Source organism: Marinomonas sp. FW-1, from assembly GCF_005222245.1.
Taxonomy (GTDB): Bacteria; Pseudomonadota; Gammaproteobacteria; order Pseudomonadales; family Marinomonadaceae; genus Marinomonas; species Marinomonas alcarazii.
In genome coordinates, this window is sequence record NZ_CP025987.1 from 381633 (window position 1) to 404707 (window position 23075).

The following is a 23075-nucleotide window of genomic DNA, read 5'->3' on the forward strand; positions in this document are numbered from 1 at the left end:
TTGCACTTTATGTCTTATATAAGATATAAAACAAGTCATGGCAAGAAAATAGTGCATTTTCTAAAAGTAATCTCCTTTGAGACTCGCTTATGAATGACCTGTTTATTTGTTTAGCACTTGCGTGACTCAGAATAAAAAAGTGATCCAAGAATAAAAAAACGGAGCCTTCGAAATGAAAAAAACCGCTTTACTAAAAAAGACCACAGCTGCTTTTGTTCCAACATTGATGGCGGCGAGCTTATCTCTTGCTGCCATGCCTGCACTGTCGGCTGATTATGATTTCAATATTGTTCATCTTTCTAATACCAGCGATGAAGATTATGACGGCGCTGTCGTGTTGAAAGATTATGTTGAAGCACACTCAAACGGTCGTATTCACGTTAATATTTATTCTGGCGGTCAGTTATGTGGTAACCCAACAGAATGTATTGAAGCGCTGCAAGCTAACTTGATCCAAGTGTTTAATACCACGACAGGTGGTTTGTCGAATGTTTTCCCTGAGATCCAAGCGCTGGATATTCCTTATATATTTCCAACAGACCGTGTTGCTGAATGTGCCTTGAATAATGAAATGTTGGTCGGACCAATTCGTAAAGAGTTGCTAGATCGAACAGGTACTATGCGCTTAATGACGATTGGTAATACGGGTGGCTGGCGTAACTTTGCGACAACCAATAAATTGATTAAAACGCCTGCCGATGTGAAAGGTTTGAAGATCCGTACGATCAATTCCCCTATTCAGATGCAGCTGGTGAAAGCCATGGGTGGCAGCCCAACAGCCGTGCCTTGGCCAGAAGTGTATACCTCATTGGCAACTGGCTTGGTGGAAGGTACTAAAAACGGCATTACTGACATCATGGGTATGAAATTTAACGAACATATTAAATACATGACGCTAGATGGTCATGGCTATATGGCGTCTATGTGGTGGATGAATAACGACTCACTGAAAGATATGCCAGAAGACCTTCAGCACATCATGATGGATGGTTTTGATGCGTTACGTGAAGTCACAACCGTGATGCCCAAACGTCGTCAAATAGAAGCGTATAACGAGTTCAAAGCATCTGGCGGCACGGTTTATGCGCCGACTGCAGAAGAAAAAGCGCAGTTCCAAGAAGCAGCAAAACCAGTACGTGATTGGTTCGTTAATGAATATGGTGCGAAATGGGTTGAAACCACAGAGAGCGCGGTTAAATCCTGTGAAGCCTCTATTAATGAAGCTTATATGGCACAGAACTGATCGTAATACACTCTTCTGAATGGTTATTTTCCGTTAGGCCAGTGCTCGCACTGGCTTTTTTTGCCTGGAATTTGTCTGGACAGATTATCTTGGTACTTGCGCTTGAAGGTGGGCGATTAATCTTTCCATCAAGGGTGTTAGGCTGTTTTTACGCCATACAAAATGGATATCGAGTTCTGGTAAAACGCCATCAATTGGGCGATAGGTGAGACCTTCCCGTTGATCGAATTGTGTGGATTCTGGGACAAGTGCGATACCCACGCCGGCGGCAACTAGGGTTCGAGTGGTTTGCGTCAGCCGGGCGATTTGTACAATATCAGGCTCAACGCCAGCAGCATGCAGGTGATGCATTATTTGGTCGTACAAAGACGGATGGGCTTGTCTAACAAATGAGATAAACGGCAGCTGGTGTAAATCACTCAGTGGCACGCTGTCTTTTTGCGCGAGCGGGTGGTTCTCAGGCAAGGCAAGAAGGTGTTTTTGTGTTTCATAGTCTTGGTGTTCTAAATCTGTGATGTCCATTAGGGGATTAAGGAAGATCATCGCCAAATCAATTTTTTCGCTTCTGAGTGCATCCAAGGCATGGGTTGTGGTCATTTCTTCTAGATTGAGTGTCACGCCATGATTGTCTTGTTTGAATTGCGCAATGCCTTTGGAAAAATGCGGCGTGCCAGCGGCCCAAACAAACCCAAGCGATAGGTTGCCTGCGGTGCCGTTGGCAATGCTGCGAACTTGTTCTTGTATCTTTTCCCAGTTTTGTAAAAGCGCTCTTGCTTGAGGTAGCAATGCTTCTCCTGCTGGGGTCAGTGAGACTTTTTGGCTGCTGCGTTCAAACAGTACAGCACCGAGTTCGTCTTCAATGGCTTTGATTTGTTGTGACAACGGTGGCTGGGCAATATGTAAGCGAGCCGCAGCGCGTCCAAAATGCAGCTCTTCTGCTACGGTAATAAAATAATTCAGTTTTCTAAAGCGCATGATATCTTTTTCATATTAAGTGTGTGATTAACATATATTAGACATAATGATGCGCTTTTCCTATCTTAACCTTACAAAATAAATCTAAGTTAGGTGAGACACCATGAGCAGAGAAAAAATCGACGGACAACTATTTAGCTACACTGGCCCAGCTTTTCATTACATCAACGAAGAGGAGCGTCACTTTTTCGCCAAAGAGCCAGCACAGTTTCGTGTGAACCTGATTGGTTGCGGTATGATCGGCATGGAGCATATGCGCGTGGCGACTCGCGTTGGTCGTTCTGCTATTCATGGTGTGTTCGATCTAAACGAACGTAGCGTTAAAGTTGCCAAAGAAGAATTTGCCAAAATCACCGATGAAGATTTCAAAGTCTACGAAACGCTAGAAGCGGCCTGTAATGACCCAGAAGTTGACGGTATTTTAATCTGTACACCTAACTTTACACACCTTGATGTTTTAAAAGTCGCGATCAAATCTGGTAAACACATCTTCATGGAAAAGCCGATGGCGACCAAGTTGGAAGATGCCTATGAAATTACCAAGATGGCAAAAGAATACGGCGCGGTTTTACAAATTGGTTTGCAATACCGCTATAAATCTATTTATTCCGAAGCGATTCATGAAGTGCTAGAGCGCAAAGCGGTTGGTGAGGTGAAGATGATTAACATCATGGAACACCGCATTCCGTTTCTTGATAAAGTGAATCAGTGGAATAAGTTTTCTAAATTCTCTGGTGGTACCTTAGTAGAGAAATGCTGCCATTACTTTGATTTGATGAATCTGTTTGCTCAATCTCGTCCAGTACGAGTTTATGCTAACGGCTCACAATCTACTAACTTCCGTGATTTCGAATTCAAAGGTGAAAAATCCGACATTCTTGATAGCGCGTTTGTTACCGTAGAATATGAAAATGGTGTTCGTGCTGGCTTTAACCTTTGCATGTTTGCGCCTATGTTCCATGAAGAGTTGTTGGTCTGCGGTGACGAAGGTCGTGTCAAAGCGGCAGAGATTGAAGACTTCAGTGAAAACGCGCGTTTGCGTACTGAAATGGAGGTTTTCTGTGGTCAGAACCGTCCTTCTAAAACCTCACAGCCAAGCTATCCTAAATTGATCGAAGCGTCTGGCCATAATGGCGCTACTTGGTTCGAACACATCGCTTTTGCCGATCAAATGGCTGGCAAGCAAACCAACAGCGCGACAGTCGAAGAAGGCTTCTGGTCTGTTGTGGTGGGTTGCGCAGCGGAAGAATCCGTAAAAACGGGCAAAATCATTGAAGTGTCTGAACTGCTTAAATCGAAAGGTATTGATCTTTAATTATTTTTTTTAAATTAAGTTACATCACATCACATCACAGCCTAGGCCTTACTTTCAAGGTCTGGGCTTTTTTGTTTTACCGTTCTATTTCGTCCCTTTTTTTGGGGTTGCCACGGGAAAGAAGTGCTATTTTTAATCTGTAATAAAAAAGATAATCTGATATTGAAATACAAGTTGTATGATGTATGATGTTGTTGCGTTCGATAAATGGAACTAATGACAACGTCCTAAATAAAAAAACAATTATAGGAAAAGTGGTTATGAAAAAAATACTTCAGAGCACAACAATTTTGATGGCGGCGGCTTGTGCATTAGCGCCTGCTGCAGCCTATGCTTTAGACAATCCAATTCGAGGAAATATCCGCGTTGTAATTGGCTCAAAATCAACAGGTGGTGATACGTATCAGGCTTCTTCCATTATCGCAGAAGCGCTTGCACAAAAGATTGATGCGAACATTAAAGTTGATGCTGTTGGCTTCTCTGCGGCATATCAGGCGTTAGGTAGAGTGCCGACAGGCAACACTCTAATGATTTTCCACGACCAAGCGTATCTTGGGAATCTATATGGCCAAAAAGGCTACGAAGACCCTTTCAAAGAGTGGACGATAGGACCATCTTTCGCTACTAACCCAGGTAATGGCTACTTGGTTCCTAAAAACTCTCCTTATAAAAATATGGATGAGATCCTAAATGCGGCCGGAAACGGTAAAACAATTCGTGTTGCGATTCAGCCAGGCGGCGTATCTGAGATCGGCTACACGGCTATGAAGAACGCAGTACGTTTGGCGTACCCAGGTCAAGAGGATAATCTCGTTGCTTTGAATACGGGTTCTCAATCTGATAAGAACCAAGCTTTGTTCGATGGCCTCGCGGATGTTATCAATGGCAGTGTACAGGCCAACGAGCAATATACTCGCCTTCCTGCTGATGACCAAAAAGCCATGAATTTTGTATGGTTAACTGCTAAAGCATCAACAATTGCTAAAGCAAATCCTAATGGTATGGGAGAAACGTCTCGTGATCAGTTGATGCAGTATGCATCTGGTCTAGGGGTGAATATTCCAATGGATGCAGAGAATAACTTTACCTTCGATAAAGAGTTCTACTTTTTATACAACAAGCGTATGTCTCCAGAAGTGATTGAGTTCTTGGACAAGGCGTTGGCAGAAGTATTTGCCGATGGCAAGGTTCAAGAAACATTTAAGAAATCCTTCTTTATCCCTAACTTCCGTACTTCTGCAGAAGCGCAAAAGCACTTCAAAGAAAAGCGTGATAGTTATGCCAAAATCATTAATAACCTGCACAAATAATTAAAGTAAGTCGGCACCGTGGAATGCAGTTTGGCCACGGTGCCTTAATCTTTCGCTTAGAGAAGGTTATAGAGAGTTATTATGTTTGACTGGTTTTCATCCCTCAATGCCGTTGTGATCGACTTCGACACGTCCCATCTCTTCTTTCCAAGGATCGTTATTTCCTTGTTGCTGATTTTGGGCTTGGTGATCGTCGTTTCTTATTTTCGTCCTGTCATGCAGGCTATTCGTACCGGTCGTTATCAGTTCTTTGTTAAAAATGCAGACTTCTTTCGTCTCTTAATGACATTCGCTTTGATTCCTGCCTATTTCTGGGGGATGGATGCGATAGGCGCAGTGCTTCCTAATATGGGACTAGGCTTCTTACTGGCGTCGATTCCTTTTGTGTTTCTGATGTCGATGTTGTACTGCCACGATATGACACGTCGCAATCTGATAATCATTGTTTCCAACGCAGTAATAACACCGACCTTTGTTTGGGGTGTGCTTTACCACCTATTCGCTGTGTCGATGCCTTAGAGGCGGAGTGACTTTATGGAATTTTTAGAATTACTTTCACCGTCCTTCTTTTTGTTAGCGGCGGCAGGATCCATCATCGGCATCATTTTTGGTGCTATCCCTGGTATGACCGCGACAATGGCTGTTGCAGTGTGTCTACCATTAACTTACACCTTAGGTTTGCAAGAAGGCTTAGCGCTTTTGTTAGGCTTATATGTTGGCGGTATTTCTGGTGGATTAGTGCCGGCTGTATTGCTGAATATCCCAGGTACACCGTCGTCGATTACGACCACTTTTGATGGTTACCCGATGGCGCAGCGTGGTGAAGCCGAGCGCGCCTTGAAAACCTGTATTGTTGCCTCTTTGTTTGGCGGTACGTTCAGTGCCATTGTGTTGTTCTTCTTTGCGCCTGTCTTGGCCGATTTCGCTATCAAATTCTCATACGTTGAAAAGTTCCTCATGATCTTTTTTGCGATGTCGGTTATTGCGTCATTGTCTAAAAATATTCTAATGGGTGTTTTTAGTGGGTTACTTGGTGTATTGCTTAGCTTGATAGGAACTTACGATGTATCGAACGGTGGTAATGGCGAATATCGTCTTATGGCACCGTTTATGGAGCCTTACTTAGCTTATGGTTTCTCGTTATTGCCTGTGTTAATTGGTCTTTTTGGTATTTCAACCATCATTGAAGAGGCTGAAAAAGGTGCCAGAGAGCCTTCTTTGGAAAATAAAGTTAATCTCAATAAAGGTAAGCCGTTCCGCTTTAATATTTTTAAAGGCCAATTCAGTAACTTAATGCGTTCTTCATCAATCGGTACATTCATCGGCATGTTGCCTGGTATTGGTGGAAGCGCGGCGTCAATTTTAGCTTATACACAGCAAAAGAATTTTTCTAAACATCCTGAGAAGTTGGGTAAAGGTGAGCCTGAAGGTTTGGTGGCGTCTGAGTCCGCAAATAACGGCTTAACAGGTGGTGCTTTGATTCCTTTGTTGTCGTTGGGTATTCCTGGCGATAGTACAACGGCTGTATTGATTGGTGCCTTTACATTGCAAGGTTTGCAAGTCGGTCCTTTGTTTATCGGCGAAAATATAGATACATGGTTCTCAATGATAACGGCGCTTATGTTTGCCAATATTGTGATGTTTATCGTGATGTTCTATGCCATTCGTCATATCGCCAAAGTGGTATTAATTCCGAAATTTATCTTATACCCAATTATAGTGATGATGTGTGCAGTAGGTGCGTATGCGATTAACTACGGCATTATGTTTGATGTGTGGACACTTTTCTTATTCGGTGTAGCAGGTTGGATCTTTACTAAGATCGGTATTGAGATTGCGCCTTTGGTTATCGGCTTTATTTTGGGCAGCAGTGCCGAAGTGTATTTTGTGAAGAGTTTAGAGTCTTACGGTGAGTACTCTATTTTGTTCACTAAGAGTCCGATTGCGATGGTGTTATGGGGATTGATTGTTTTATCTATCGTCGTGTCTGTGATGATTCACAGAAAAAGTAAGCAACACGCGAATAAAGAGGCGAAGTAATGAGCGATTCTTATGTACTGATTCAAATACATGAAAGTGACAATGTTGCCATCATCTTAAATCAAGGTGGTGCACCAAAGGGGGCTGAGCTTCCAGGTGGCGTTGTCTTGTTAGAAGACGTGCCACAGGGTCATAAGGTTGCTTTGGCTGATATCGCTAATGGCGGTGAAGTACGTCGTTACAATGAAGTGGTGGGTTACGCAAAACACGAGATTAAACAAGGCTCATGGGTGTCCGAGAGGGTTGTCGATATGCCGACGCCTCCTGCATTAGATGAGCTACCTTTAGCGACGCGCGAGAAGCCTGCTTTTGAGCCTTTGGAAGGTTACACCTTTGACGGTTATAAAAATCCGGATGGTTCTGCAGGTACCAAGAACCTCTTAGGTATTAGTACCAGTGTGCAGTGTGTTGCAGGTATCACTGACTATGTTGTTAAGCTGATCAAGAAAACGCTTTTGCCAAAGTATCCAAATGTCGATGGTGTTGTTGCGCTTAATCATAGCTACGGTTGTGGTGTGGCAATTACTGCGCCTGCGGCGATTGTGCCAATTCGTACTTTGCAAAATATTGCTAAAAATCCGAACTTTGGCGGTGAAATAATGGTGGTTGGTTTAGGGTGTGAAAAACTCTCGCCATCGCGTTTGCTTGAGATAGACGATGAGCAGGCCATTAACATTTTGCCTAACTCTGAAGCGGCCAAGGCGTTAGAAGATCATGTGGTTAGTCTACAAGACGAAAATCATCACGGTTTCCAAGATATGGTTGATCATATTATGGAGATGGCCGAAGCGCATCTTGAACGTTTAAATAAGCGTCGTCGAGAGCCATGTTCGATTTCAGAATTGGTCGTTGGTATGCAGTGCGGTGGTAGTGATGCTTTTTCTGGTATTACAGCTAACCCTGCTGTGGGTTATGCGTCGGATTTAATTGTTCGTGCCGGTGGTTCTGTCATGTTTTCTGAAGTGACCGAAGTGCGTGATGCTATTCACCTTTTAACGCCGCGAGCGGAAACAGTGGAAGTGGGGAAAGCCTTACTGCGTGAAATGCAGTGGTATGACGATTACCTGAATCAAGGGCAAGCTGATCGCAGCGCCAACACCACGCCAGGCAATAAAAAGGGCGGCCTTAATAACATCGTGGAAAAATCTCTAGGTTCCATTACTAAGTCAGGCAATAGCCCCATTGTCGATGTTCTAAGCCCAGGTGAACGTATTCGCAAGCGAGGACTGAATTTTGCTGCTACGCCAGCCAGTGACTTCATTTGCGGTACTTTGCAATTCGCTTCCGGTATGAATATTCAAGTATTTACCACAGGGCGTGGTACGCCGTATGGCTTGGAAGTCGCACCTGTTATCAAGGTATCAACAAACTCTACTTTGGGTAAGCGTTGGCACGATTTGATCGATATGGACGCAGGACGCATTGCCAGTAAAGAGATTACGTTAGAAGAGGCGGGTTGGGAGTTGTTCCATCTAATTCTTGACGTCGCGTCAGGGCGTAAGCAAGTCGCAGCTGATAAGTTGGGCTTACATAATGATTTGGTCTTGTTTAATCCAGCACCAGTGACCTAATTATTAGACGAAATTTCATTGCTATTTGAATGTATAGTTGTATGATGTATTACAACTTAATTATTTATAACCAGCCTTAAGGCTAAAGTTAATAACAAAAAGAGAGGAAAACAACATGGCTTTTTCTGTTGAACAAATGCGCGGCGCTCTAAGTGATGGTCTTTTATCTTTCCCGGTAACAGACTTCGATGCGAACGGTAAATTTAACGCTGAGACATACAAAGAGCGCCTAGAGTCGTTCATTAAGCACGGCGTTTCTTCAATTTTCATTGCTGGTGGTACCGGCGAGTTTTTCTCTCTTGATGAAGAAGACTTTCGTGAAATCGTTGAAGTCGCTGTAGCGACAGTAAAAGGTCGTGTGCCAGTAATTGCTGCTGCAGGCCGCAGCGTAAAAGACGCGTCTAATTTCTCTAAAATTGCCGCTGATGCTGGTTGTGATGGTATCTTGTTGATGCCTCCTTTCCTAACAGAATGCCCAGAAGATGGCGTTATTGAGTACGCATCTCAAGTAATGGCAAGCGCGGATATTCAGTTCATCTATTACAACCGTGGCAATGGCATCCTTTCTGCGGAATCGGTTAAAGAGTTGGCTGCTCGTAACCCTAACATGGTGGCACTGAAAGATGGCGTGGGCAACATTGCGGCATTAAATGATACGATCAAAACGGTTGGCGATCGCTTGGTTTATATCGGTGGTGTACCAACGGCTGAGATCTTTGCTGAAGCTTACCTTTCAATTGGTGTTAACACTTACTCATCTGCAGCGTATAACTTCATGCCTGAAATGGCGATGGACTTCTACAAAGCATTGCGAGCTGGTGATCAAGCAACAGTAACGCGTATTATTCAAAACTTCTTCATTCCTTTCTGTCGCCTACGTGACACTAAGAAAGGTTATGCTGTAAGTCTAATTAAAGCGGGCGCGGCGCTGAAAGGCATCTCAGCTGGTGATGTGCGTCCACCTCTTACTATGCCAAACGCTGCAGACCTTGCTGCGTTAAAAGCGATTATCGAACAAAATTAAGTATTAAGAGCTAAAGGTTAATGTGGGAGAGTTTACTCTCCCATTCGATCTAATAAATCGGGGAGAGCCCATCATATGTTTACAACAATTAAAAAAATGCAGGTAGTGCCAGTTGCTGGTTATGATAGTTTTCTGCTGAACCTTAGTGGTGGTCACGCGCCATGGTTTATTCGTACAGTGGTAGTACTTGAAGATAATGATGGCAATATTGGTCTGGGCGAAGTACCTGCAACCGATAAAATTATTTCTACACTAGAAGAATGTCGTGCCCTAGTTGAGGGACAGAATGTCGGAAAGTGGAAAAGCATTATCAGCGATGTTCGCAATGCGACATCAGGTAAAGCGGACGATGTGCGCGGTAACCAAACATTTGACCTAAGAACGGCAGTTCACGTTATTACTGCGATTGAGTCCGCATTGTTGGATTTAGCGGGTCAGAATATGGGCTTACCTGTTGTGGATTTGCTCGGGCAATATGGCAAACAGCGCGACGAAGTTGAAGCGCTAGGCTATTTATTTTTCCTAGGTGACCGCACCAAAACCAACTTGCCATACCCAACCTACGACAACCCAATGGACGAATGGGACCGTGTTCGTGGTTTAGAAGCGGTGACACCAGACGCTATTGCAACACTAGCAAAAGCGGCTTACGAACGTTATGGCTTTAAAGACTTTAAGCTAAAAGGTGGTGTACTTGATGGCCATCAAGAGGCTGATTGTATTCGTGCATTATACGAAGCCTTCCCAGAAGCACGCTTAACATTAGATCCAAATGGCGCTTGGACGCTTGATCAGGCTGTTGAATATCTAGATCCAATCAAACACATGTTGAGCTACGCAGAAGACCCTTGTGGTCAAGAAGGTGCTTGGTCTGGTCGTGAAACTATGTCTGAGTTCAAACGCAGAACGGGTTTGAAAACCGCAACGAACATGATTGCGACGGACTGGAAACAGTTGAAAAACGCAGTACGCCTAGATTCTGTTGATATTCCGCTAGCCGATTGCCATTTTTGGACCATGCAAGGTGCCGTTGCTGTCGGTGAGTTATGTAACGAGTGGGGCATGACGTGGGGTTCTCACAGTAACAACCACTTCGATATCTCTTTGGCGATGATGACGCACGTTGCAGCCGCTTGTCCTGGTGAAGTAACCGCGATTGATACCCATTGGATTTGGCAAGATGGGCAACGTGTTACGAAAGATCCATTAAAAATCCGTGGTGGCAAAATTACCGTACCAACTAAACCAGGTTTAGGAATTGAATTAGACCGCGAAAAACTGATGGAAGCGCACGAATTATATAAAACGTTAACCCTAGGACAGCGTGACGATAGTCAGGCAATGCAGTTCCTTATTCCGGGTTGGACATTTGATTCTAAGAAACCAGCGCTTGTTAGATAGTTAACACTGGGGTAATGTTCTGGGTTTTAGAATATGCGGCGTATTTAGAATGAATGGGGTTGAAACGGTGGCTAAATCACTACAAATAGAGCGAGTAGGTAAAGGCGATAGCTTGGCAAGCAATGTTGCAAAGCAACTTGAGAAGCAAATATCGGCTGGCCATATTTCTGTTGGAGATAAATTACCAACCGAAAATGCATTATGCGATCTATTTGGTGTGAGCCGTACCGTTATCCGAGAAGCAATCACACAGCTTAAATCACTTGGACTGGTTGAAACGAAACGTGGGGTTGGTACCAGCGTTATTCGTGCTCAGTCCAGTGAGACGTTGTTTGCTTATCAGATTGATCCCACTGCGATTACCGATATTCTACATATCTTAGAAATGCGTTTGAGTGTTGAAACAACCGCTTGTGAGTTGGCCGCTTTGCGTCGCTCAGAAGAAGATGTAGCAATACTTGAGAAGCATTTTAATGATTTTGACGAGGCATTAAGCCGAGGCGAATTGGCTAGAAAAGAAGACTACGCTTTTCACTTGGCTATTTGTACAGCGACTCGTAATCCCTTCCTTAAACAGTTCTATGAGCAGTTTAATAAAAACGTTATCCCCAGAGCAAAATTGATTAATTCAAACTTGAAACAGGTGGCAACCGATGAATATTTGCATCGTATTCGCACCGAACATCTTGAAATACTGAATTGTATTAAGAATAAAGATGGAGAAGGTGCGAGACAGGCTATGCACAATCATTTATACCGTGCTTACCACTTGTACGAACGTTATCAGAGCGATAACAAGTTTGATTTAGAATGAGAGCTTTGTAGCGACTTCGTTCATAGCAACATCCTGCAAAGCCCTGAGAAAAGAGGTTGCTAGAAGTGAATCTTGTTCACTTCTGTCTCTTTACAGCATTTTTTGCTGTTCATAGCTTATATTTCATAGCTTATTTTCATAAGTAATTAGGGGGAAACATGGATACGAAAGGGCTTCTTAAAGGTACTTCATTGGTGGCAGGTAACGATATTACTGGCACGCAAAAAGCCATTTATGCAATCAATCCTGCGACAAATGAAACACTTGAGCCTGCTTATAACGGCGCAACAAAAGCTGAAGTTGAGCAAGCTGTGAGCGCTGCTTGGCAAGCATTTGATCAATACCGTGCTGTAAGTACAGAAAAACGTGCCGCTTTCCTAGAATGTATTGCCGATGAAATTCTGGCGCTAGGTGATGTCTTGGTGGAACGAGCTATGGCGGAATCTGGTTTGCCAAAAGCGCGAATAGAAGGTGAGCGTGGCCGTACAATGGGCCAATTACGTTTATTCGCCGGTGTTGTTCGTTTGGGTAAAGCAACCGATGCTCGCATTGATCCTGCTATGCCAGATCGTGCGCCATTACCTCGTGCAGATTTACGCTTCCAAAAAATTGCCCTAGGCCCAGTTGCGGTATTTGGTGCAAGTAATTTTCCATTGGCGTTCTCTGTTGCAGGTGGTGATACCGCGTCTGCATTAGCGGCAGGTTGCCCTGTTGTTGTGAAAGCGCATTCTGCTCATCCTGGTACGTCTGAACTTGTTGGTCGCGCGATTACGGCGGCTGTTAAAAAGTGTGGTTTGCCTGCGGGTGTGTTCTCCTTACTTTATGGCTCTGGTCGTGAAATCGGCAGTGCCTTGGTTGAGCATCCTTCTATCAAAGCGGTTGGCTTTACTGGGTCTCGTAGTGGTGGTGTGGCGCTAATGAATATCGCTGCGAATCGTCCTGAGCCAATTCCTGTTTACGCAGAAATGAGCAGCATCAACCCTGTTTTCGTGATGCCTGAAAAACTCTCCGCTGAAGCACAAGCAGTGGCAAAAGGTTTTGTTGGTTCGTTAACTATGGGGGCAGGTCAATTCTGTACAAACCCAGGTATGGTGGTGCTGTTGAAAGGTGAAGCGGCAGATAGCTTTAAAGCGACAGTTATCAGTGAAGTACAAGCATTGGGTACACAAACCATGCTAACACCAGGTATTTACCAAGCGTATTGTGAAGGTGTTGAGAAGCTAAATAGCAACTCAGCCGCACAACTTTTGGCGAAAGGTAATGACAGTGAACAGCCTAACCAGTGTTGTCCGCATGTCTTTGCGACCAGTGCGAAAGCTTTCTTGGCTGATGCGTCCATGGAAGATGAAGTATTTGGCTCAACTTCTTTGATCATTGAGTGCGACACATTGGATGAGTATAAGGTTGTAGCTGAGCACCTAGAAGGTCAATTGACTGCGACGGTTCAAATGTCAGATGCGGACGTTGAAGCTGTTCGAGCTTTGTTGCCAACGCTAGAGCGTAAAGTCGGCCGAATCCTATGTAACGGCTACCCAACTGGTGTGGAAGTGTGTCATTCCATGGTTCATGGCGGTCCTTTCCCTGCTACATCTGATAGTCGTTCTACGTCTGTTGGTAGCGCAGCGATTGATCGTTTCTTGCGCCCTGTATGCTACCAAGACTTCCCAAGCTCATTGATTCCAGAAGCCATTCAAGATCAAAACCCTTTGAATGTGCCGCAATTGGTGGATGGAAAGCTTCAATAAGTCGCTTATAACGCTCCAATACTCGCTATTTTAGGGGCACTACGGTGCCCTTTTTTTTATTTCTTGCCGTGATATTTGGGAGAGATCGATGGAACCGACTGCATTTTCGGCAATTTTGGACGTGTCTATACCGGTATTACTACTGATTTTAGTCGGGGCGTTTTTACGTAACCGCCGCGTCATAGACGACAGCTTTATTGCTTCAGGCTCGCGTTTTGTCTTTGCAGTCGGCATGCCTACGTTACTCTTTTTTAGCATGCTTGGGGCGAGTCCGAGTAATTTAATGTCATGGCAAATGCCGCTGTTTTTTGCGGTAGGTATATTGCTTACCTTTGGTTTCGCATGGTGGTTGTCAGGCTGTGTGAAGGTGCCAGAACACGAGCGTGGCATCTTTATCCAAATAGCCTTTCGAGGTAATACTGGTGTTTTTAGTTTGGCTCTTGTGGTCAACATGTTTGGTGACGAAGGCGTCGTAATAGGCGGTGTTTTGGCCAGTATCACCTCTGTGATGTTTAACGTGTTGGCAGAAATTGCGTTATCTCGATTTCAAAAAGACCATACTATTAGCCATAAAGCACTGCTTGGCACTATTGTGCGCAACCCAATGATTATTGGTGTGGTGGCTGGCATTATTGTGAATTTCATCGGCTTACCGATTCCGAGCCAAGTGGTTACCACAGGTAAATATCTAGGTAGTGTGACACTGCCCTTGGCGTTGTTATGTATTGGCGGCTCGTTGGCTACCAGTCGCTTTATTTTGCCGCGCCGTATTTCGTTAGCGATTGCTGTGAAAGTTTTTCTTAGCCCCGTGATTTTAACCTGCTTAGCTGCGTTGCTAGGCTTTTCAGAACACGAGCAGCTGTATCTTTTCTTGTTCTTTGGAGCACCCGTTGCGGCGTCAGCCTACGTCGTTTCTGTGGCGCATGGCAGTGACGGCAAAGTAACGGCTAATGCCATCGCAACATCTACCTTAGTTGGCTCGCTGGTGATCGTATTTATCACGCCAGTGCTGCTTGCGATACTTTAAACGGATAGAAGGAAATTATTACATGAGTAAAATCGATGTATTAGTCGTTTGGCCAAACAGGCCAGAGCAAATGCAAATGCTGGCAGATACTTATGAATTGCATCGTTATGATCAGGCCTCCTCGGAAGAGAAAATCGCTATGATTGACGCTGTTGGAGACAAGATTCGTGCAGTCGTAACAACTCATGGTGGCGGCTTTGATGAAACCTTATTAGCGCAATTGCCGAATCTTGAAATCGTTTGCTCTTCCAGTGTAGGTTTGGATACGATTTGTGTGGAAGCGTGCCACAAGCGCGGCATTCCAGTTACGAACACGCCAGATGTGTTAACCGATGATGTGGCCGATATGGCGATAATGCTCACCTTGACCACACTACGTCGCATGTTGCCCGCTGTCGAGTGGATTCAGAGTGGTAACTGGGTCGAGAAAGGCATGATGCCATTGAATACTTCCCTGAAAGGCAAAACACTTGGCATTGTCGGCTTGGGTCGAATTGGTAAAGCGATCGCAGCCCGTGCCGAGGCATTTGGTATGAACGTCAGCTACTTTAGCCGTCAAGCTAAAGCGGATGTCGATTATCGTCATTACGATGACCTGATTGCCTTGGCAAAAGACGTGGATGTTTTGGCGCCAGTCATTCCCGGTGGTCCAGCGACAGAAGGCCTAATTAGCCGTGAGGTTTTAAGCGCGTTGGGTGAAAACAGCTACTTTATCAACGTTTCACGTGGTTCTGTTGTGGATGAAAAAGCGTTAGTAGAATTGCTCGAAAAGCGCGCGATCAAAGGTGCAGGTTTGGACGTATTTGTGGACGAACCGAATGTACCTAAAGCACTATTGTCTATGGATCACGTGGTCTTACAACCCCACTGTGCCAGTGGCACTTTTGAAACCCGTGCTGCCATGGCGCAATTAGTCGTGGATAACTTAGCCGCGCATTTTGCGGATAAGCCTCTGCTTACGCCTGTTGTTCTTTGATTTTCTAGATAAAAAAAGCTCGAATTTCCATTGGGAAATTCGAGCAAACTAGAGCGCAACTTTTGCCTGAACACTGCTCCTTTAAGTCGGCAAGGCATAAAGGAGCCAATTTCTTAGAAGCGAGGTACGGTCCCTTTCCAGTCTGGTTGGTACTTGCGCATTTCCGCAACGTCATTACGGGCACGAATGCCACAGTTTTCGTAGTTTTTGGCTAACACGGCCAAGGCATCTCTATCCAATTCCACACCTAAGCCCGGCTTATCAGGGACCACGACAGCACCATTTTTGAATGGGATCTTACCGCCGACAATGACTTCCTCTTCTTGCCAAGGGTAATGTGTGTCACAAGCGTACGTTAGGTTATCAATCGCTGCGGCGGCATGAGTCATGGCCATTAAGCTGATGCCTAAGTGAGAGTTCGAGTGCATTGATAAACCGATATCCCATGTTTTACATAACTGTGCCAGTTCTTGTGTGGCTTTTAGGCCACCCCAGTAATGGTGATCAGACAAAATGACTTGCACTGAGTCCAGTTTGATGGCTTTTGGGATGTCAAAGAATCCAATCACATACATGTTGGTTGCTAATGGAATGTCGGTCATAGAGCTGACTTGACCCATGGCTTCTTGGCCGTGGACAGGGTCTTCTAAATACTGCAGTAGACCATTGCCAAATTTGTCTAATAAACGTTTGGTGGTTTCCACCGTCCAACCGCCATTAGGATCAATACGCAGCGGCAGATTAGGGAAAGCCTCACGCAGTGCTTCAAGAGCTTCTATCTCTTGTTCAGGCTCAAATACCCCTGCTTTTAGTTTGATCGATTGGAAGCCGTATTGATCAATCATTTTCTTCGCTTGCGCAACGATTTGTTCTGGCGTTACTGCCTCGCCCCACGTATCTACCCATGGATCTTCGGTAAAGCCATGACGTTCAAATTTGTAGAATAGATAAGCGCTGTAGGCGACTTCATTGCGTACTTTACCGCCTAATAAATCACACACAGGACGGCCTGTAATCTTGCCCATCAGGTCTAAGCAAGCGACTTCGAAGGCTGAGAAAATACGTGGTACCGTGGTTGCACCCAATGTACCTGGGGCGATGTCTAGCCCTGAATTTGGATCAGGTAGAGTGACAACGGATTCAATTTTGTTACGGATCGCATTGACATTGAAAACATCCATGCCCACTAGATGTGGCGCGACTTGGCGCAATTGGCTGATCGTCTGTTCGTCGCCATAACTTTCGCCTAAACCGTAATTACCGTCTTCGGTTTTTATTTCAATAATGGTGCGCAAGGCCCATGCTTCATGAACGCCATAAACATTGAGTAGTGGAGGATCGCGGAACGCAATAGGCGTAATTTCAATTTGTTTTATACGTGACATACGGTTATCTCCTGAGAAAAGGGAGTCTTATCGATGGCTTTTGGCCATCAATAAGAAGGTTAAAAGATGTAAATGGTTAATATCCTATAGCGCTAGGCAAAACCTGCAGCGAGAGCAAACATACAGACAATTAGAATGGTGGCTACAATGCCCCCCGCAATCCAAGGTGCAACGCCATAACGGTCAATTTCAGACTGATTATCGTGACCAATCATAAAGATTCTCCTAGGTTAATTTCCGAGTGCTTCGGGAAGCCAAAGGGCGATTTGAGGGAAGCTCATAACGAGAATCAACCCGACAATTTGTAAGCCGATAAATGGCAATACAGAGATAAAAATTTCTTGTAGGGAAATGTCTTTTGGTGCGACTGATTTGAGCCAAAAACAGGCCGGACCAAACGGTGGTGATAAGAAGTAAATCTGAATGTTGAGAACAAACAGAATACCAAACCAGACTTTCGCTTGATCTGCTGTCAGTCCAAGTTCAGGTGCTAGAGTCATAACAACAGGAGCAAAAACAGGAACCGTAATTAGAACGATGGCGATCCACTCCATAAAAGTACCTAAGATCACCAAAATCAGCATCATTACCAAGATCACGCCAATAGCTGGAATGCCAAGGTTCATAAAGAGTGAGCGCATAAAGTCCGCGCCACCAATTAAGTTAAAAATACCAACAAACGATACTGAGCCAAGGACTAACCAAATGATTGTGCCCACTGTCGCCATAGAGCCGACTAATGAAGCTTTAAGCATGGACCATTTGAACTCATGGCGCACCGCTGAAACAATCATGGCTCCCAAGGCACCCACTGCCGCCGCTTCGGTGACTGAAGCAATACCGCCATAGATGGATCCCATGACACAGCCGATTAGCATAATGCTCAAGAATACTGCGCTCAGGCGAGCTTTAGACAGCTTTCGCTCTTCACCTGTTAGTTCTGCTACTTCTTTCGCTGTTGGCGCTAATTTAGGGTTAATGTGCACACGAATCAGAACATACAGTGCATAGAAGACAGCCAGCATTAGCCCAGGTACGGCTCCAGCCATAAATAGATCACCAATGGCGACTTCAGCAGATAGACCGTAAACGATCATGATGATCGAAGGTGGAATCAGGGTAGCCAGGGCGCCTGCAGCACAAATTAGGCCAATGCTCATTTTTCGGTCATAGCCTAAGCGCAGCATTTGAGGCAAAGCCACAAGGCCAAGCATTACAATTTCACCGCCCATCACACCGGACATGGCCGCGAGAATAACCGCCACAACTACGGTTTGTACTGCCACGCCGCCGCGTAGATTGCCTGCGAATATCGACATGGCATCGAACAAATCTTCTGCGATGCCTGACTTTTCTAGGATCGTCGCCATTAATACGAAAAAGGGAATAGCTATCAAGGTGTAATGGTCAAGCAATGCTGCTGTGTTAGCAGATACTAGGTACAACCCGCGCGGTCCAAAAAACGCAACAGCCATAACGACTGAGACGATCAAGGTTACGATGCCCAGCGGCATACCTGTCATCATCAAAGACACCAGCATCGCGACCATGATTAAGGATATGACCCCTAAGCTATAAGAGCGCATGTCCAGTGCTGCGCTTGGGTCTAGGCTTTGGCCTACCGCTGAGAAGTAACCACTCACGCCGTCGAAGATCGATCCAGGTCCAGAAATATAGGCCAGTACACCATTAATAAAGTACAACACCATAAATAGACCGATTAACTTCACCGCTGCTTTGGCCCATCGGCTGTTCACGTGACGCCATAGGTTAACGGTTAGCTGAGCGAGATACATAAACCCACCCAGCATCAGTAAGGTTTTTAATAGCATCGGCATGGGGGAGTTAAACGCACTACCGGTACGTTCAATATGATCTATCGCCATGTAGGCGCGCATGGAAGCATCGGATAGCAACAGGAATAGCGCAACAATACCAATACTGGATGCAAATAAGTCAAGACGCCATTGGGCTTTAGGGGAGACGATATTATGAATCACCGTAATACCAATATGGCGTTTCTTTAGTGTGATGTAGCCTGCTGACAGCATCCAACTTGCGGCGCATAGCACCATCACCACTTCAAATGCCCATTGTGTTGGCGAGTTAAACACATAGCGGGCAACTACTTCCCATAAGGTGGCACCGGCTGCAACAAGGTAAAGCAGCGAAACCCCAATGCCAGAAAAGTGGCTAAAGTGATCTATGGGTGTGTATTCGAATTCTTCATGCTGCTGCGCATGCTCAATCGGGTTGTCGTCGGCAATTTCGACAATGTCATCAGCGTTGAGGCTTTGAGTTTTGGACATAGTGTTCACCTGATCTATCAGCCTACTGCATGGGGAGGCTTATTTTTATGTGGAAGATGCGACGGCGGGACAATGCCCAGCCGCTGCTAGTGGTAAATCACTCTTGGGCTAGAGTAGGCCTTTTTCGGTCATGAATTTAACGTGTGCTTTGTACACTTCTGTTGCCAGAGGTGAGGCACTACCGAATGCTTCCCATGCTTGTTTCGCGATTTTACGGAAATCGTCTCGCTCGGATTGAGGCCAGTCGATGACGGTAATGTCGCCTTTGGCTTTGTCGCGTGCGACCAGTTCTTTATCTTTAGCATCCAGATAGGTGCGTAGGTCTGCGTATGCGCTCAAGAACCATTCTGTTAGAGCAGCTTGGTCTTCTTTATTGATTTTGTTCCAGGTTGCTTCATTGATGGTGAATTGCATAAAAGGCATTGAGTGAATGCCTGGATAAATTGGGTATTTAGCGACTTTGTGCATGCCGCTGGCATCATTGTTTGCGTAAGCCGAGGAATCGGCGGCATCAATCACATTCTTCTCTAGAGCGGTGTATACCTCTGAGCCAGGTAGAGAAACGGGCGCTGCACCCGCACGACGAAACACATCTGCAGCGAGGCCTTCGGGAGAGCGAACTTTCAGCCCCTTCATATCAGCGACACCACGAACAGGTACTTTCGATACGAAGGCTTCGCGTTTTTCAGAACTGCAGCCAATGACATGAACGCCTGGATCGTATTTGTTGTACATCTTTTGTAGTAGCTCTTTACCGCCACCTTGCATGCAAAATTCTTCAATTTGCGCTGGGGTGTCATAGCCTGCAATCAAGTCACCCATCAAGGCATACGCGGGGTCCTTACCTGCAAAATAACTGGTTGCGGTTAAATCGCCATCCAAAATCCCCATGGAAACCGCAACAGGTGTTTCTTTATGGGAGACCACAGAGCCTATTGGCAATAATTCTATTTCTAGATCGCCGCCGGTCATTTCTTTTAGTTTAGGAATCCATACTTGATTTAAGCGAGTCAAACTGATGTGTGACGCATTAAAGCTGGTTTGGACCTTCAGTGTTTCAGCGTAAGTTGGGGCTACTGAGAATGCTAACCCTGTTGTAAGTAGAGTTGCAGCAAGCGTTTTAGGTATGGACTTGAGAGGCATTGTTCTTCTCCTGATTTTTAGATTTATTGTTAGGAATTACTCTTCATGGCTTCTTATATACTAATATATTAGTTTGTTTTGTTATTCATATACTAATATATTAATTGTGATGCGCAAGTCTTTTTTCTTCCGTGCTGTAAACGCCTCTGAGATAATGACTTCACTATTTAAGGCAAAATATGGCTTCAATCTTATGAATCATAAGAATAATTATTTGATTAAAAATTATTTAGAGCAGAGTAACGACTTGCCTCGTACTGCTGTTGATCGTGTGTATGATGATCTATTGCGTCGTATTGTAAGTTTAGAGCTTCCGCCAGGATCCCAGCTTGTTCGAGGTGAGCTCTGTAGTGAGTATAAAGTCAGTCAAACACCGGTCAGAGAAGCCTTATTGAGGTTTGAACAAGTTGGCTTGGTGAATGTTAAGCCTCAGTCTGGTACGGAAGTATCTTATATAGATATAAAACAGTTAGAGCAGAGTCACTTTCTCCGAGAGGCGCTGGAGTTTGAAGTGGTGCGACAGTTAACGCAGATGCCAAATGAGGGGGTTGTTTCTCAACTGCGAGAAATTGTTGCAATGCAGGAACAGGTTTCTACCGCAGACAGCGAGGACATTATCATGTTTGCTAAACTGGATGAGCTGTTTCATCGCTCAATGTTTAGTGCAATAGGGCATGAGTCTTTGTATAAATTGGTGCGTTCAAGATCTGGGCATATGGATCGTGTGCGACGTTTACATTTGCCTTCTGAAGGCAAGATTCGCAGTGTTCTGGCTGGACATACGGCAATTGTTGATGCGATAGAGAGTGGTTCACAAGAGAAGGCCTTTGAGGCGATGCGTGATCATTTGGCGGGCACTATTTCGCGAGTACGTATTTTGCAGGAGGAGTTTCCAGAGTATTTCTGCTAACCGTTATAGACGTTTTGGCTTTAGATAAAATCCCTTGAACATTCCTCATTTGATAAATAAGAAGTTGGTATAAAATAGACATTTTTATATGTTTATAGAGGGCTCAATGAACCTATGAGGTTAATTGAGCCCTTTTTAGGGAGTTTATGTTGTTAGATGCAAAAAGCGTTATATTGGATGTGGCGGCCCCCGTTTTGCTTATGGTCGCGATGGGTGTTTTTTTAAGACGAATTAAGCTGATTAACGACGATTTTATTTTTGTTAGCTCTCGATTTGTTTTTAAAGTGTGCATGCCCACATTATTATTTTTAGGCTTGTACTCTAATAATCTCAGCGGTCTTATCCGCTTGAATTTTGCGCTATATTTTGTCCTTTCTATTTTTCTAACTTTTTTGCTTGCTTGGTTTCTCGCCATTCGCATTTCGTTGCCTTCCGCCCAGCGTGGTGTTTTTGTACAAATAGCCTTTCGTGGCAATTGTGGTGTGTTTAGCTTGGCTCTGGCCGTCAATATGTTTGGTGAAGAAGGGGTTGCTATTGGTGGGGTTATGTCAGGCTTAAGTGTGCTGCTGTTTAATGTTTTGGCAGAAGTGATTTTGACCCGATACAGCGATGGTGCTTTGCACATTCGTTCAATGTTGAAAAACATGGCGAAGAATCCGCTTATACTGGCTATTATTCTTGGGGTGTTGGCGAATGTGTGTGCCTTGCAGTTGCCAAGTTTTGTTGTAAAAACTGGCTCCTTGATTGGCGGCGTTACATTGCCTTTGGCGTTAGTGTGTATTGGTGGCGCTCTGGCAACAAGTGGTCTTCAATTACCTAGGTTTTTTTCTTTTGCCATTCTGAGTAAGGTGCTGATCAGCCCGTTTTTGTTTACCTTTATTGCTTTTTGGCTTGGCTTTACTCAAAAAGAAATACTCTATCTCTTTTTATTCTTAAGTGCACCCACTGCCGCATCGGCTTATGTTTCGGCTGTGTCGAAAGGAGATGACGGTAGGTCGACTGCAAATGCTATAGCGAGCTCGACGTTAATCTCGTCGGTGATCATTGTAATTTGTGTGCCTATTATCGTTAAGCTAACGAGCGCTTAATGGGCTTAATCGTTTAAAAAACTAGAGACTGGATAAGAGGTTGTTTAGTCATACTATGAATGACCTCTGTCTATTTCTCTAATCAACTCTCTATATCTCCCAAGTCCGCTTGTTAAGTGAGCTCTCATGGCTTTTTTTGCAGCTTCGACATCTTTTTCTGCATAAGCATCAATGATGGCTTTATGTTCTTGTATTAATATCTCTTCAAGCCCTGGTTGCTGAGTGATGTTCGCTTCATCATGTAAGCGAGTGCGCGGGATAGAACGCTTAGCTAATATAGACAGTAGATCTACAAAGTGCTGGTTGTTACTGGCGTTAGCAATCGCAAGATGGAAATCATAGTCTTCTTTTTCAGCATTTTTTTGGGTTTTGAGTTGACGCTCCAGAAGATCAAAGCATCGATAAATTTCTGCTTCTTGTGCTAGTGAACTGCGTGATATCGCTAATGCAATGCTTTCAACCTCAAGTGCAATGCGTATTTCGATCGTTTCTATGATCGCCGTTAAGGTCATCTCACTTTGCGCTAAGCTTGCCATGGTTTCCGTTTTAGGACTGGATACAAAGACGCCAACACCTTGTTTTGCTTCAACTAAACCTTCTGCTTTAAGGGTAGCAATTGCTTCGCGAAGGACGGTTCTGCTGACGCCCATCTCCGCTATCAAACTTGGCTCTGTTGGTAGCTTATCTCCCGGTACGAGTTTTTCTTGCGTAATTTTATCCCGCAGTCGTATCGCGATTCGTTGTGGAAGGCGTAATTTGGTGTTGTCTTTTTCTGGCATTTTTATAATGGCCTATTATT

20 protein-coding genes are annotated in these 23075 nt (G+C 44.6%); 14 read left to right on the top strand and 6 right to left on the bottom strand.

Annotated features, from left to right (window positions below):
* Window positions 1-172: 172 nt before the first annotated feature.
* Complete coding sequence (gene dctP / locus C1X04_RS01745) at window positions 173-1243, top strand: TRAP transporter substrate-binding protein DctP (protein WP_110574825.1); 1071 nt, start codon at window positions 173-175, stop codon at window positions 1241-1243.
* Between the two features lie 84 nt (window positions 1244-1327).
* Here dctP and C1X04_RS01750 read toward each other — a convergent pair whose 3' ends face one another.
* A complete protein-coding gene (locus C1X04_RS01750; protein ID WP_137169035.1) occupies window positions 1328-2218 on the bottom strand; it encodes a LysR substrate-binding domain-containing protein in 891 nt (296 codons plus the stop codon).
* Between the two features lie 103 nt (window positions 2219-2321).
* Between C1X04_RS01750 and C1X04_RS01755 the strand changes: the two genes are divergently transcribed.
* The 11 genes from C1X04_RS01755 to C1X04_RS01805 all read left to right on the top strand — a co-directional run bounded on the left by C1X04_RS01755 (window position 2322) and on the right by C1X04_RS01805 (window position 15441).
* Window positions 2322-3533 carry a Gfo/Idh/MocA family protein gene (locus C1X04_RS01755; RefSeq protein ID WP_137169036.1) on the top strand — a complete coding sequence of 404 codons (1212 nt, stop codon included), beginning with the start codon at window positions 2322-2324 and terminating at the stop codon, window positions 3531-3533.
* A 260-nt stretch (window positions 3534-3793) separates the two neighbouring features.
* Window positions 3794-4843, top strand: coding sequence for an ABC transporter substrate-binding protein (locus C1X04_RS01760; RefSeq protein WP_110574830.1), 1050 nt, complete (start codon window positions 3794-3796; stop codon window positions 4841-4843).
* Window positions 4844-4924: 81 nt separating this feature from the next.
* Complete coding sequence (locus tag C1X04_RS01765) at window positions 4925-5362, top strand: tripartite tricarboxylate transporter TctB family protein (RefSeq protein ID WP_110574832.1); 438 nt, start codon at window positions 4925-4927, stop codon at window positions 5360-5362.
* A gap of 15 nt (window positions 5363-5377) precedes the next feature.
* Window positions 5378-6883 (top strand): tripartite tricarboxylate transporter permease, encoded by a 1506-nt coding sequence (locus C1X04_RS01770; protein WP_110574833.1) that lies wholly within the window; start codon window positions 5378-5380, stop codon window positions 6881-6883.
* On the top strand, window positions 6883-8454 hold the full coding sequence (gene garD, locus C1X04_RS01775; protein WP_137169037.1) for a galactarate dehydratase: 1572 nt from the start codon (window positions 6883-6885) through the stop codon (window positions 8452-8454). Before C1X04_RS01770 ends, garD begins: the two co-directional genes overlap by 1 nt.
* 115 nt (window positions 8455-8569) lie before the next feature.
* Entirely contained in the window at window positions 8570-9478 is a 909-nt protein-coding gene (locus C1X04_RS01780; protein ID WP_110574837.1) for a 5-dehydro-4-deoxyglucarate dehydratase, read from the top strand.
* Window positions 9479-9553: 75 nt separating this feature from the next.
* Complete coding sequence (locus C1X04_RS01785; RefSeq protein WP_110574839.1) at window positions 9554-10879, top strand: enolase C-terminal domain-like protein; 1326 nt, start codon at window positions 9554-9556, stop codon at window positions 10877-10879.
* Between the two features lie 67 nt (window positions 10880-10946).
* Window positions 10947-11693 carry a FadR/GntR family transcriptional regulator gene (locus C1X04_RS01790; RefSeq protein ID WP_254682312.1) on the top strand — a complete coding sequence of 249 codons (747 nt, stop codon included), beginning with the start codon at window positions 10947-10949 and terminating at the stop codon, window positions 11691-11693.
* 158 nt (window positions 11694-11851) lie between these two features.
* Window positions 11852-13438, top strand: coding sequence for an aldehyde dehydrogenase (NADP(+)) (locus C1X04_RS01795; RefSeq protein WP_137169038.1), 1587 nt, complete (start codon window positions 11852-11854; stop codon window positions 13436-13438).
* 88 nt (window positions 13439-13526) lie between these two features.
* A complete protein-coding gene (locus C1X04_RS01800; RefSeq protein ID WP_137169039.1) occupies window positions 13527-14465 on the top strand; it encodes an AEC family transporter in 939 nt (312 codons plus the stop codon).
* 22 nt (window positions 14466-14487) lie between these two features.
* A complete protein-coding gene (locus C1X04_RS01805) occupies window positions 14488-15441 on the top strand; it encodes a 2-hydroxyacid dehydrogenase (RefSeq protein ID WP_110574847.1) in 954 nt (317 codons plus the stop codon).
* Window positions 15442-15554: 113 nt separating this feature from the next.
* Here the strand turns inward: C1X04_RS01805 and C1X04_RS01810 are convergent, their stop codons facing one another.
* The 4 genes from C1X04_RS01810 to C1X04_RS01825 all read right to left on the bottom strand — a co-directional run bounded on the left by C1X04_RS01810 (window position 15555) and on the right by C1X04_RS01825 (window position 20278).
* The gene (locus C1X04_RS01810; protein WP_137169040.1) at window positions 15555-16826 is read right to left on the bottom strand and encodes a glucarate dehydratase family protein; all 1272 of its coding nucleotides are present in this window, start codon (window positions 16824-16826) and stop codon (window positions 15555-15557) included.
* 92 nt (window positions 16827-16918) lie between these two features.
* A complete protein-coding gene (locus tag C1X04_RS01815) occupies window positions 16919-17041 on the bottom strand; it encodes a dihydroxy-acid dehydratase (protein ID WP_110574851.1) in 123 nt (40 codons plus the stop codon).
* Window positions 17042-17056: 15 nt separating this feature from the next.
* Window positions 17057-19135 (bottom strand): TRAP transporter large permease subunit, encoded by a 2079-nt coding sequence (locus C1X04_RS01820; RefSeq protein ID WP_137169041.1) that lies wholly within the window; start codon window positions 19133-19135, stop codon window positions 17057-17059.
* 108 nt (window positions 19136-19243) lie between these two features.
* Window positions 19244-20278, bottom strand: a complete 1035-nt coding sequence (locus tag C1X04_RS01825; RefSeq protein ID WP_137169042.1) for a TRAP transporter substrate-binding protein — start codon at window positions 20276-20278, stop codon at window positions 19244-19246.
* A gap of 193 nt (window positions 20279-20471) precedes the next feature.
* Here C1X04_RS01825 and C1X04_RS01830 point away from each other — a divergent pair, with 193 nt between their 5' ends.
* Together C1X04_RS01830 and C1X04_RS01835 are read left to right on the top strand one after the other, a co-directional pair.
* A complete protein-coding gene (locus tag C1X04_RS01830; RefSeq protein ID WP_110574857.1) occupies window positions 20472-21188 on the top strand; it encodes a GntR family transcriptional regulator in 717 nt (238 codons plus the stop codon).
* Window positions 21189-21334: 146 nt separating this feature from the next.
* Complete coding sequence (locus tag C1X04_RS01835; protein WP_110574860.1) at window positions 21335-22276, top strand: AEC family transporter; 942 nt, start codon at window positions 21335-21337, stop codon at window positions 22274-22276.
* A gap of 53 nt (window positions 22277-22329) precedes the next feature.
* Here C1X04_RS01835 and C1X04_RS01840 read toward each other — a convergent pair whose 3' ends face one another.
* Window positions 22330-23055 (bottom strand): FadR/GntR family transcriptional regulator, encoded by a 726-nt coding sequence (locus C1X04_RS01840; protein ID WP_110574862.1) that lies wholly within the window; start codon window positions 23053-23055, stop codon window positions 22330-22332.
* Window positions 23056-23075: the final 20 nt, after the last annotated feature.

Bases quoted from the DNA above. Each gene is read 5' to 3' on its own strand.
- C1X04_RS01815 (WP_110574851.1), bottom strand. From the start codon at position 17,041: ATGATTGGTCACGATAATCAGTCTGAAATTGACCGTTATGGCGTTGCA.
- C1X04_RS01785 (WP_110574839.1), top strand. From the start codon at position 9,554: ATGTTTACAACAATTAAAAAAATGCAGGTAGTGCCAGTTGCTGGTTAT.
- C1X04_RS01755 (WP_137169036.1), top strand. From the start codon at position 2,322: ATGAGCAGAGAAAAAATCGACGGACAACTATTTAGCTACACTGGCCCA.
- C1X04_RS01765 (WP_110574832.1), top strand. From the start codon at position 4,925: ATGTTTGACTGGTTTTCATCCCTCAATGCCGTTGTGATCGACTTCGAC.
- C1X04_RS01805 (WP_110574847.1), top strand. From the start codon at position 14,488: ATGAGTAAAATCGATGTATTAGTCGTTTGGCCAAACAGGCCAGAGCAA.
- C1X04_RS01820 (WP_137169041.1), bottom strand. From the start codon at position 19,135: ATGTCCAAAACTCAAAGCCTCAACGCTGATGACATTGTCGAAATTGCC.
- C1X04_RS01830 (WP_110574857.1), top strand. From the start codon at position 20,472: ATGAATCATAAGAATAATTATTTGATTAAAAATTATTTAGAGCAGAGT.
- C1X04_RS01810 (WP_137169040.1), bottom strand. From the start codon at position 16,826: ATGTCACGTATAAAACAAATTGAAATTACGCCTATTGCGTTCCGCGAT.
- C1X04_RS01760 (WP_110574830.1), top strand. From the start codon at position 3,794: ATGAAAAAAATACTTCAGAGCACAACAATTTTGATGGCGGCGGCTTGT.
- dctP (WP_110574825.1), top strand. From the start codon at position 173: ATGAAAAAAACCGCTTTACTAAAAAAGACCACAGCTGCTTTTGTTCCA.
- C1X04_RS01825 (WP_137169042.1), bottom strand. From the start codon at position 20,278: ATGCCTCTCAAGTCCATACCTAAAACGCTTGCTGCAACTCTACTTACA.
- C1X04_RS01795 (WP_137169038.1), top strand. From the start codon at position 11,852: ATGGATACGAAAGGGCTTCTTAAAGGTACTTCATTGGTGGCAGGTAAC.
- C1X04_RS01840 (WP_110574862.1), bottom strand. From the start codon at position 23,055: ATGCCAGAAAAAGACAACACCAAATTACGCCTTCCACAACGAATCGCG.
- C1X04_RS01780 (WP_110574837.1), top strand. From the start codon at position 8,570: ATGGCTTTTTCTGTTGAACAAATGCGCGGCGCTCTAAGTGATGGTCTT.
- C1X04_RS01835 (WP_110574860.1), top strand. From the start codon at position 21,335: ATGTTGTTAGATGCAAAAAGCGTTATATTGGATGTGGCGGCCCCCGTT.
- garD (WP_137169037.1), top strand. From the start codon at position 6,883: ATGAGCGATTCTTATGTACTGATTCAAATACATGAAAGTGACAATGTT.
- C1X04_RS01800 (WP_137169039.1), top strand. From the start codon at position 13,527: ATGGAACCGACTGCATTTTCGGCAATTTTGGACGTGTCTATACCGGTA.
- C1X04_RS01750 (WP_137169035.1), bottom strand. From the start codon at position 2,218: ATGCGCTTTAGAAAACTGAATTATTTTATTACCGTAGCAGAAGAGCTG.
- C1X04_RS01770 (WP_110574833.1), top strand. From the start codon at position 5,378: ATGGAATTTTTAGAATTACTTTCACCGTCCTTCTTTTTGTTAGCGGCG.